This window comes from Methylobacterium sp. 37f (assembly GCF_023093475.1).
GTDB lineage: Bacteria > Pseudomonadota > Alphaproteobacteria > Rhizobiales > Beijerinckiaceae > Methylobacterium.
The window spans coordinates 40977-50752 of sequence record NZ_JAGHKN010000037.1 but is presented as its reverse complement, the minus strand read 5'-3'; the positions used below and the strand labels follow the sequence as shown (position 1 = coordinate 50752).

Sequence of the window (9776 nt, the reverse complement as noted above, 5' to 3'; positions counted from 1 at the left end):
GGCCGAGCGCACGGTCGATCGGCTCTGGACTGTCGTCGGCAATCTGCTCGACGCCTTCACCCCAACCGAGTGCGCAAACTACTTCGCTGCCGCCGGTTACGATCCGGAGTAGGTGGAAACCGCTCTAGCCAGCTACCTGCGATCGTTCGCCGGTTCGATCGAGCGGATGTCCGAAGCCGAGACGGCCCATGGTTTCGGCGCCGTGCTGCATCTCCTGAGGGGCGTCATGGATCGGGAGACCGGATCCCCCGGCGACGCGCTCTCGACGGTCGGTCTTCGCTCGCTGGCAGGCGCCTACATCGAACGCCGCCTCCACGATCCGGCGCTGACGCCCGATGGGATCCGGGTGGCGCTGAAGGTCTCCCGGACCCGTCTATACAAGGCCTTCGCCACCAATGGCGGCCTCGCCGCCGCGATCCGGGACGCACGGCTCAACCGGGCTCGCCGCCGGCTGTCCTTTCGAGGCGCCCTCGAGAAGACCATCACGAACATCATGCTGTCCTGCGGCTACCGCGATGCTTCGGCCTTCAGCCGCGCCTTCAAGAACCGGTTCGGCCTCGCACCACGGGACTACCGCGAGGCAGTTCGACTCTAGCTGGCGCCCATCCTCTTGGAAACCGAGGAGGGGCACCCATCCTCCCGGGGACCGAGGGAAGGGCGGGACCTGACGCGCCTACGGCGCGGCCTTGATGTTGGGCGGCCCGAGATGCTGCAGAAAATCGGGCTTGCCGAGGCTCACCCCGGCGCTGCGGAGGATTCCGTAGGCGGTGGTGACGTGGAAGAAGAAGTTCGGAAGCGCGAACCCTGTGAGATAGGCCTGCCCCGTGAAGCGGTATCCCGTGCCGTTCGGGAATGTCAGCTCGACCGTGCGGTCCGCGCTCGACGCCAGCGCCGCCGGGTCGATGCTCTCGACGAAGGCGATGGTCCTGGCGCAGCGTGCCTTGAGTTCGGCGAAACTGGCCTCGGTGTCCGGCATCGCGGGCGCCGAAATCCCGGCCAGCCGCGCCACGGCGTTCTTCGCGCTGTCGGAGGCCATCTGATACTGCGCCGGCAAGGCCCGCATGTCGGGCGCGAGGCGCCCGAGGAGTAGCTCGGCCTCCGGCTTTTCCGAGGCGGCCTTGTCGAGCCACGCGCTCATGCTGCGAAGCGCATTGACGAAGATCGGGACGCTGACGTCGTGGATGCTGATGCTCATCCGGGATGGCTACGGCATCCGCTCCAACGGACGCGGTGAGCGCGCGCACATGCCGTGAGCGGCCGCACATGCCGTGAGCGGCCGCGTCGACCGTTGGAGAACCCGGAAGCGCCCGCATCGCCCGTCGACGGCGCACCTGTCGACGAAGCTCGGGCCGCAGCCTGAACCGAGCGCCGCACCGGAGACTTCCTGCCGTTCGGATGCCCCCGGACCGCCCAAGGCCTCGGGCCTTGATAGCCATACAGCGAACATCTATTACAAACTTACTGTACGATGGATCGGGAACGATGGAGTACCGGGTCGGCCATGGCGTCCCAATCGGATCCTTTGCCCGAATCCCCCGGTGAAGCCTCCGCGGCGCGCCGCCAGGACGAGCCGAACCGCCGGCCGCCCCTCCGTGCGGGTCTGCGCCTGGGTCTGGGCGCCGGTTTACGCCGGCTCTATGCGACCGATTTCGGCGTCCGGATGCCGGACGATCTCCAGGACCGCGTATCCCGGCTGAAGACCGCCCTGGACGCGTACGACCGGCAGCAGCCGGACACCTTCCGCCACGACCTTCTCGCACTCCTTCCGGATCTCCGGCGCTTCGCCCATGCGCTGGCGAGAGGGACCGGTGGGGCGGAAGCCCTCGTGCAGGAGACGCTCCTGAAGGCTTGGCAGGACCAGGACCGTTTTCCGCCCGGCACCGACCTGAAAGCCTGGGCCTTCACCCTCATGCGCGACCAGCATCGCAGCTGACACGGCGCGGAGCACGGCACCACGCCCCCTGTCGGAAGCGGCCGAGGCGACGGTGTCCCACCGTTCCGGTCAGGTATGGAAATCCAGGTGGTGCGCCCCGCCGTGATCCTGAATGCCCACCAGCCCGATCTTGGCGTGTCCGAGATCGTCCGGTGGCTTGTGGCCCAAGGCCGGCGACGGCGCATCCGGACTCGGAGCGGAAAACACCAGGTTGCCGCCGTCATCGACGCTGGCGGCGAGCGGCTTCGGGGGATTCGCGTCCTTGAGGTGAGACGCCTGATCCTGGGCCGCCGCGTCGCCGGGGCTGTGGGCCGCCGTGTTGCCGGTGTCGTGCCCCGGTGCCTTGCCGGTCTCTTGCGCCGGCACCTTGCCAGTGTCTTGCGCCAGCACCTTGCCGGTGTCTTGGGTCGCCGTATCGCCGGCGTCTTGTGGGGGCGCCCTGCCGGTGTCGTGCCCCGGTGCCTTGCCGGTGTCTTCTTGTGCCGATGACCTGGGGCCTGCAGGTTCGGGCGCGGGGTCCGCGGCGGGCGGCACGTCCGGAGCCGCCCCCGATGCGCCCTGGCCGTGTCCGTCGATCGCCGAAGACCTCGCCACGGGGGGCGGAGCGCCCCGGTCGGCGGCCGTGTCGCCGGTTCCCGTGAGGGTGGCATCCTGCGCCGCGCCGGCGCCCGAGCCCGAATCGTCGAGGTGACCGGGTGCCTTGGCGCTGGCGCCCGGCGCCTGACCCGCCGGAGCCGGCGGTGTGGGTCCCGTCTCCGAAGCGAGTTCTGCCTCCGGGGCGGGTCCTGCCTCCGGAGCGAAATGCGCGGACGCGGCCTCCGACGGCATCGTCCTCGGTGTGGCCGCGTGGCTGTGGCCGTGCCCAGCAAGGTCGCCTTGGGTCGAAGACGCCCCCTCGTCGGCGCCGTGCCCGGCGGCGGGTGACGCCGTGGCGAACGCCGGATCGGCCTTCGGAGCCTCGGCGCCTCTCGCTGCAGCCTCCGAATGGCCGGACGGACCGGCGGGGGCCGGGTGGTCGCCATCCGAGGCACGCGACGATTCCGCCGATGCGTGCGAAGCGCCTGCCGAAGCGTGAGAAGACCCCGCCGATGATTGCAAAGATGCTGCGGATGCGTGCGAAGACCCCGCCGGGGCGTGCGATGATGCCGAGCCGTCCGCCATCGTCCCGGTATGCCGCTCCTCCGGGTCGCCGGTCGCGGAACCGGCCGATGACGAGTCCGACCCAGCCGATTTGACCTTGGCGTGCGACGACGCTTCGGCAGCCATCGGTGCGGCGTGGCTGCCAGAGGGGTGTGCATCCGCTCGCTCGCCCTTGGCAGAATCGGCGGTCGCGGCGTCGGCGGCCGTTCCGGTCTCGGCCTGCGCGTGGGCCGCCCCAGCCGAACCGGGTGCACCGCGCGATGGCGCCTCGGACTCGGTGCTGGCGTGCGCCTCCGACCCGCGCAGCGTCACGCCGTCCGGGTCGCCATCGCCGGCACTGCCAGCCTGGGCCCGGCCAGCCTCGGCCCGGCCATTGCCGGAAGCGCCACGCTCGGACGCTCCGCCGCCCGCGCTGCGGGCGGACCCGGCTTGGCCTTCGCTTTGGCCTTGGCCCGCCTCGGCGGATGTCCGATCACCCGTGTCGGGTTGGGCGTGCGATCCGGTCTCCGACTCGGCTGCCGAGGCGGCCTGCGTGTGGCTTGGGTCCTGGGCAATGTGCTTGTCGGAGGCGGCGTTCCGCTCGGCGCTCGAACCCGCTTCGGCGGTCTTCGACAATGCGGCGTCGGGCGTATCTCGGTCGCCGGAGGATGAGGATGAGGACGAGGAGGGTGCCTTGGAACCCGCCTGCTGCGACGACCCGGACGAGCCGTTATCGCGGTCCGGCGAATGAGGGCTGTCGGCGGTCGGGGCGGACCGACCCGTGTCCGCGTTTTTCTGTCCCCGCCCCGCGGCGGCCGGGTCGGTCGCGTTGTCCGTCTCGGACGCGGCGCCCCGCTTGTCCGAGGCTTCGCCGCGATGCTCCGAGGCCGCGCCACGGCTGTCCGAGCCTTCGCCACGGCTGTCCGAGTCTTTGCCTCGGCTGTCCGAGCCGGAGCTTCGCTTCTCCGATGACCCATCGGAGCGGCCCGACTCGCCCCGTTCGGTCTGCGCGGCCACGGACTGGGAAGATACGGACTGGGAAGAAGCGGTCTCGGAGCGATCCGGGCCTCTGCCCGTCGCGGCCTTAGGCGCCGACGCGGCTTTGGCCGGAGCGTAGCCCTCGTGCGTCGCCGCCTCCAACGAGAAAACCGGCCCGGTTCCTGGTTCCGCTCCGGCGGCCGCCGCCGGGGCGCCGGCGGCCCCCTCCGAGGCCGGTCCCGGCGCGCCCGACGTCGCGGTGCGGTGCGCCGCATCCGCCTCGGTCGCACCGGAAGACGCCTTGGTCTCGGCCTGTAGCGACGTCCGCGACGCGTCGCCGGCCGGCGCGGCCTGTCGTCGGGCCAGGCCATCCGCCTCGCGGCCCAGATCCTGGCCAAGGTCCCGGCCGAACTGGGGGCCCGGGGCTTTCGCCAGCTCCGGCAGATCCTGGTGGCGCCCGGGGGCGCCGCCGGCCTCGACGGCCGCCACAGGGGAGCCGCTGCCCGAGGGTCCGCCCGCGCGCGCGGGAAGCGGTCCGCCCGAGGTCGCGGCCCGTCCGGCTTCGTCGGCCACGGGACCCTGAAGCGACTCGCCACGGCTTCCGAACCCGGGATCGCCGTCCGCCGACGCTCCGGAGAGGAGATCCGGGCCGGTGCGGGCCTCGGCGGAATCCGGAGTGAACGCGTTGGCGGCGAAGATCATGGCCGAGAGCAGGATGGCGTCGGCGTGCTTGCGATGGCCGTCCCGCTCCGCGGAAGTCCCGGTTCGCGTCACGTCCGGCGAGCCGAGATGCGCGTCGGGTCCCGCGCTCCCGGCCGGTGCGAGGCCCGGGAGGCGGGCTGGCCCCTCGCTCGCGAAGGCGTCGTCCGGCGACAGGCTCAAGGCCGCGGCCGCGACCAGCGCGGCGAGCAGGGCGGCCGGATGGACGGCGAGGCGGGTGCCATCGCCGGCCCTCGGGATCGGCAGAAGCTCGGGATGACGCTGGGCGACGTGATTGATGAGGGCGCGGAAATCCCGCCCGCGCGCGAGACCGTCGAGGGCCTCCGAGGCAATCAGGTAGCTGCCGTCGATCCGGGCGAAATGCATGATCTCGTCGCCGTCCGGGCGGCAGAAGACGAACCAGGGATCGCCCTCGTCGCTCAGGCCCTGCTCGCTGGCGATGGACAGGCCGGCCCGCAGGAGCGCCGCCTCGACCCGGTAGAATTCCGCGAGTTCCTGCTGCGACCAGCCGCCCCGGCGCGTCGAAGCCGGCGGGAACAACGAGATGATCGCACTCATCGGGACCTCACCTGCGCGCACGTCACCATCAACCCGATCCTATCGTTCATGGAAGGCGCGTCCCACTGCGTCGAAGAAGGGCGCGAGAAGGTAGTCGAGCGCGGTGCGCTCGCCCGCCGAGACGACGATCTCGGCGGGAAGGCCCGCGATCAGGCGCGGGCGCACGTCGTCCGGCAGCGCCCGGTCGTCGATCTCGATGGTGCCGGCGAAATAGGCCTGCTTCGTCCGGTCGTCGATCAGACGGTCGCGGGAGACGGTGGTCAGGCTTCCGAAGATCGCCGGCATCCGGCGGCTCTGGAAAGCCGGGAACTTGATCTCCGCCCGCATCCCCGCATGGACGGATTCGAGGTCGTTCGGCGCGAACTGGACGCTGACCACCAGTCGGTCGCTCGTGGGCACGATCTCCATCAGGGGCTCGCCCGAACGGATCACCTGCCCGATCGTATAGACCTTCAGGTCCTGGATCACACCGGGGGAGGGCGCGCGAACCTCGTGCCGGCGCAGGACATCCTGCGCCACGACCAGCTTCTCGCGCAGCTCGACGATCTTCTGGCGCGTCTCGAGCAGCTGGGCGGTCAGGTTCTCCTGGCGCTTCTGCCGAAGCTGCGCGGCCTGCATCCCGGCCTCGTTGATGCCGTTCCGGGCTTTCGCCGTCTCCGCGACCGAGCGCCCGATCACGCCTTCGAGACGCGTCCGCTCACGCTCCATCATCAGGACGCGCGAGAGCGGGATCAGGTCCTTCTCGCGCAGGCTGCGCAGGCCTTCCAATTCCTGCCGGATCAGGGCGACCTGCTGCTCGACAGCGGATTTCTCGACGGCGAGGCCTGAAATCTCCGTGTTCAGCTGCGTGACCTTGGCCTCGGTGAGCGAGAGCTGGAGCTGGAACGAGGCCTGCCGCTCCGCGAGCTGGCTGGCCTGGTCGGCGATCATGTGGGCGATGGGACCGTCCGTCCGCCGCTCCAGGATCTCGGGCGGCAGCGCCGGCTCGGCGGCCTGGTCCTGCTCGGCCCGAAGCCGGGCCTCCAGGATCAGGGCGGCATCGAGCTGGCTGCGGAACAGGTCCGCGCTGGCACGGGATTGCAGCGGGTCGACGCGCAGGAGGACATCGCCGGCCCGGACCGCCTGCCCGTCCTTCGCCAGAACCGCCTGGACGATCCCACCCTCGAAATGCTGGACGCTCTTACGGCTGCCCTCGGCGACGATCACCCCGGGGCTGATGACGGCACGGTCGAGCCGCACGAAGGCCGCCCAGGTCCCGACGACGCCGAAGGTCAGGAGGATGAGTGCGTAACCGGCCGCCGCGTACCAGCGCCAGTCGGTCATCCCGGCCGGATTGCGGGCGCGGGCCGGGGACACGAGCACGGGGTCTGCGAGCGGGGTCGTCATCCGGGCCTCGGCCATCGCTCACCCCGCATTCCGCTGCGCGTCGAGGGCGCGACACGGTTCGGGCAGCGCGGCACTGCCGGATGCCGGCACCCGGGTGGGCACCGCGCGCGGACCGGCGATCTGCCCGAGGACCTGTTCGGCCGGTCCGAAGGTCTGCACGGTGCCGCCATTCAGCACCAGCACCCGATCGGCGTTCGTCAGAAGGCTGAGCTTGTGGGTCACGATCACGATGGTGGTCCCGGCCGCCTTCAGGTCCGCCACGGCCCGCATCAGCGCGACCTCGCCCGACTGGTCGAGGCTCGCATTGGGCTCGTCGAGAACGATCAGGCTCGGGTCGCCGTACATCGCGCGGGCCAGGGCGATGCGCTGGCGCTGGCCGCCCGACAATCCGTGTCCCCCCTGTCCGATCACCGTGTTGTACCCGTCGGGAAGCGCCTGGATCAGCTCATGGCAACCGGCGCGCTGAGCCACCGCCAGGATCGCCGCATCGTCGCCGGCATCGAAGCGCGCGATGTTCTGCGCCACCGTTCCCTCGAACAACTCCACGTCCTGCGGCAGGTATCCGACGTGGCGGCCGAGTTCCTGCTGGTCCCAATGGCGCAGGTCCGAGCCGTCGATGCGCACGCTGCCGGCGAGGAGAGGCCAGAGGCCCGTGATCGCCCTGACGAGGGTGGATTTGCCCGCCGCGCTGGGGCCGATGATGCCGACGACGCTGCCGGCCTCGAAGGTGAAGGCCACCTCGCTCAGGATCGGCCGGGAGGCGCCCGGTGCCGCCACGGACAGGGCGGTGGCCTCGATGAATCCGCGCGGGCGCGGCAGGGCGAGGCGGCGCGGCTCGGGGCCGGCCACGGCGAGCAGGGCGGCGAGGCGGCGGTAGCTGGCCCGGGCGCCCGTGAAGCTCTTCCAGTTGCCGACCACCCCCTCGATCGGCGTGAGGGCGCGGCCGATGATGATTGAGGCGGCGATCATCGATCCCGCCGTGATCTCCCGGTGAATGGCGAGGTAGGCGCCGGCGCCGAGGACCAGCATCTGCAGAAGCAGGCGGATGAACTTCGTCGCCGCGATGATGATGCCGGCCCGGTCGCTCGCCCGCGCCTGGAGCCTCAGCACCTCGTCGTGGCGGGAGCGCCAGAGGGTGCGCATGGCGGCGAGCATGCCCATCGCCTGAAGCACCTCCCCGTTCCGGAAGGTCGCCCCGGCCTGCTGACCGGCGACGCGGGACACCTGGTTGGCGGATTGGAGGGGGCGTCGCGTGGCGACCTCGTTGAGCAGCGTCAGCGCCAGGATGGTGCCGCCGCCGACGAAGGCCATCCAGCCGAACCAGGGATGCAGGGCGAAGCAGGCGACGAGGAAGATCGGCGTCCAGGGCAGGTCGCAGAAGGCCAGGATGCCGCTCCCGGTCAGGAATTCGCGCAGGATGTCGACGTCCCGCAAGGCGGTCTCGTGCTGGGCGCCCGGCCTCAGCAAGGTCCCGCGATGGGCCGCATCGAAGATCTGGTTCGCGATCTGCTGATCGAAGATCATGCCGCCCCGCACGAGCAGGCGCGACCGCAGCATCTCCAACGCCGCGTAGACGGCCAGGCCGAAGGCGGCGATCAGCGTGATGCCGGCGAGCGTCGTCTCGTTGCGGCTGGGCAGCACGCGGTCGTAGATCTGAAGCATGTAGAGCGGGCTGACGAAGAGCAGCAGGTTGATGAAGAAGCCGAACAGCACGGCCGTCGCCAGCACCGGCCGCATCGCCCGGAGGCCGTTGCCCAGAATCGATCGCACCGCGTCATCGCTCATCGCGCGCGCTCACCGGGCGGGAAGCGACGACGGGAGCGGGCCGCCGAGAAATTTGGCGAAGACGTTTCGCAACGACAGCGACGGTGAACACTTCCGAGCCCGAGTTCTGCACAGGACGCTCCACACTCGGCCGACGTATCCCGCTCAGCAAAGCCGGCTCCTTCGTCAGCGCACCCTGGGACTGCATCCGGTGCATCGACTCCGTCTCTACGCCAGGTCCGAGTGCGAACGCTTGAGCGGACCATAGCGCAGACTGGAATCTTTCCAAGCACCTTGCCTGGAAACCGGTATTTTGCCCAGGAACCCGTTGCGCGTCCACGAACCCGCCCGGCGTACGGGCGGCGGCGGTTTTCGGCCAACAGCGTTAACGTCTGGACTTCGCGGCCGGTGTTCACCTATATGAACTTCACTGTACAAGCTGAGCGTCGCTCAGCCGTCGCATCCGGGAAGGCCGCCTCTCGTGTACGCTCATCACCAACGCCTGGATTCCGAGGGCGTGCTGGAACTGCGCCGGGAGGGTGGGCGCTATCTCAAGGAGCTGCGCGAGGCGCGCGGCCTGTCGCAGCGGCAGCTCGCGAACCTCGTCGGCGCCGAGTACTACACCTTCATCTCCCAGCTCGAGACGGGGCGTGGACGGATTCCGCCCGATCGCTACCGCGCCTGGGCCGAAGCGCTCGACGTCGATCCCAAGGACCTCGTCCAGAGCCTGATGCGGTTCTATGATCCGATTACCTACGGGATCCTGTTCCAGAGCGACGAGACGGCCGGGCCAGCGGACGCCTGAGGCATCCCGGCCTGCGGCCCTCCGGGGCGCACCGGACCTCGCGCCAGTTCGGCGCTTAAGACAGGGCCTCGCTTGAGCCAGCCCCTCAGCTGTCTCTATCGTTCGCCGGGTGGACGGCGTTCGAAACCACCCCGGGGGTCTCGATCGATGCGGTGTCGGCCGGTGAGACCGGGGCACCGATTGCCGCCATCAGCGCCCGGAGATCTTCGATCCATTGATCGATCTCGGCGCGTGAGGCACTGCCGGCACGCCGGAAGACCTTGCCCGAGTCGAGCGTGACGACGACATCGAACAGGCCGTCCAACCTGTCCTCGATCCGGTAGGACACACCGCGTGGCATGCGCGAGCCATAAGCCACGCGCCCTGAGGTGGAAAGGGGCGCATCGGCACAGGGGCAGCGGGACCGACCCAGGGCGCAGGCGGTTCCTCCTGGTCGATTCCGGACCAAGTCCGATCTTGAGAGTTGCCTGAGAGTGCCATATTGTATTCACTGTACACCCCGGGAGGGTGTCG

8 protein-coding genes and 1 pseudogene are annotated in these 9776 nt (G+C 70.2%); 4 read left to right on the top strand and 5 right to left on the bottom strand.

What is annotated here, in order from left to right; all coding sequences use genetic code 11:
* Positions 1-112, top strand: a pseudogene (locus J7U37_RS20145) (IS630 family transposase); the annotation flags it as partial.
* Positions 113-595: a helix-turn-helix domain-containing protein gene (locus J7U37_RS20140; protein WP_247636866.1), complete on the top strand. Its 483-nt coding sequence runs from the start codon at positions 113-115 to the stop codon at positions 593-595.
* 78 nt (positions 596-673) lie between these two features.
* On the opposite strand, the gene J7U37_RS20135 is transcribed toward J7U37_RS20140, so the two are convergent.
* Positions 674-1195, bottom strand: a complete 522-nt coding sequence (locus J7U37_RS20135) for a DUF1993 domain-containing protein (protein WP_056480977.1) — start codon at positions 1193-1195, stop codon at positions 674-676.
* Positions 1196-1501: 306 nt separating this feature from the next.
* Here J7U37_RS20135 and J7U37_RS20130 point away from each other — a divergent pair, with 306 nt between their 5' ends.
* On the top strand, positions 1502-1933 hold the full coding sequence (locus tag J7U37_RS20130; RefSeq protein ID WP_247636865.1) for a sigma factor: 432 nt from the start codon (positions 1502-1504) through the stop codon (positions 1931-1933).
* Between the two features lie 69 nt (positions 1934-2002).
* On the opposite strand, the gene J7U37_RS20125 is transcribed toward J7U37_RS20130, so the two are convergent.
* Genes J7U37_RS20125 through J7U37_RS20115 form a run of 3 tightly spaced genes read right to left on the bottom strand, consistent with a single transcriptional unit; the run spans position 2003 to position 8479 of the window.
* A complete protein-coding gene (locus tag J7U37_RS20125; RefSeq protein ID WP_247636864.1) occupies positions 2003-5308 on the bottom strand; it encodes a hypothetical protein in 3306 nt (1101 codons plus the stop codon).
* Between the two features lie 39 nt (positions 5309-5347).
* A complete protein-coding gene (locus tag J7U37_RS20120; protein WP_247636863.1) occupies positions 5348-6694 on the bottom strand; it encodes an HlyD family type I secretion periplasmic adaptor subunit in 1347 nt (448 codons plus the stop codon).
* Positions 6695-6712: 18 nt separating this feature from the next.
* Positions 6713-8479, bottom strand: a complete 1767-nt coding sequence (locus tag J7U37_RS20115) for a type I secretion system permease/ATPase (protein ID WP_056184438.1) — start codon at positions 8477-8479, stop codon at positions 6713-6715.
* A 460-nt stretch (positions 8480-8939) separates the two neighbouring features.
* Between J7U37_RS20115 and J7U37_RS20110 the strand changes: the two genes are divergently transcribed.
* Positions 8940-9263 carry a helix-turn-helix transcriptional regulator gene (locus J7U37_RS20110; protein ID WP_056184440.1) on the top strand — a complete coding sequence of 108 codons (324 nt, stop codon included), beginning with the start codon at positions 8940-8942 and terminating at the stop codon, positions 9261-9263.
* A gap of 85 nt (positions 9264-9348) precedes the next feature.
* On the opposite strand, the gene J7U37_RS20105 is transcribed toward J7U37_RS20110, so the two are convergent.
* Positions 9349-9603 (bottom strand): hypothetical protein, encoded by a 255-nt coding sequence (locus J7U37_RS20105; protein WP_247636862.1) that lies wholly within the window; start codon positions 9601-9603, stop codon positions 9349-9351.
* Positions 9604-9776 lie beyond the last annotated feature (173 nt).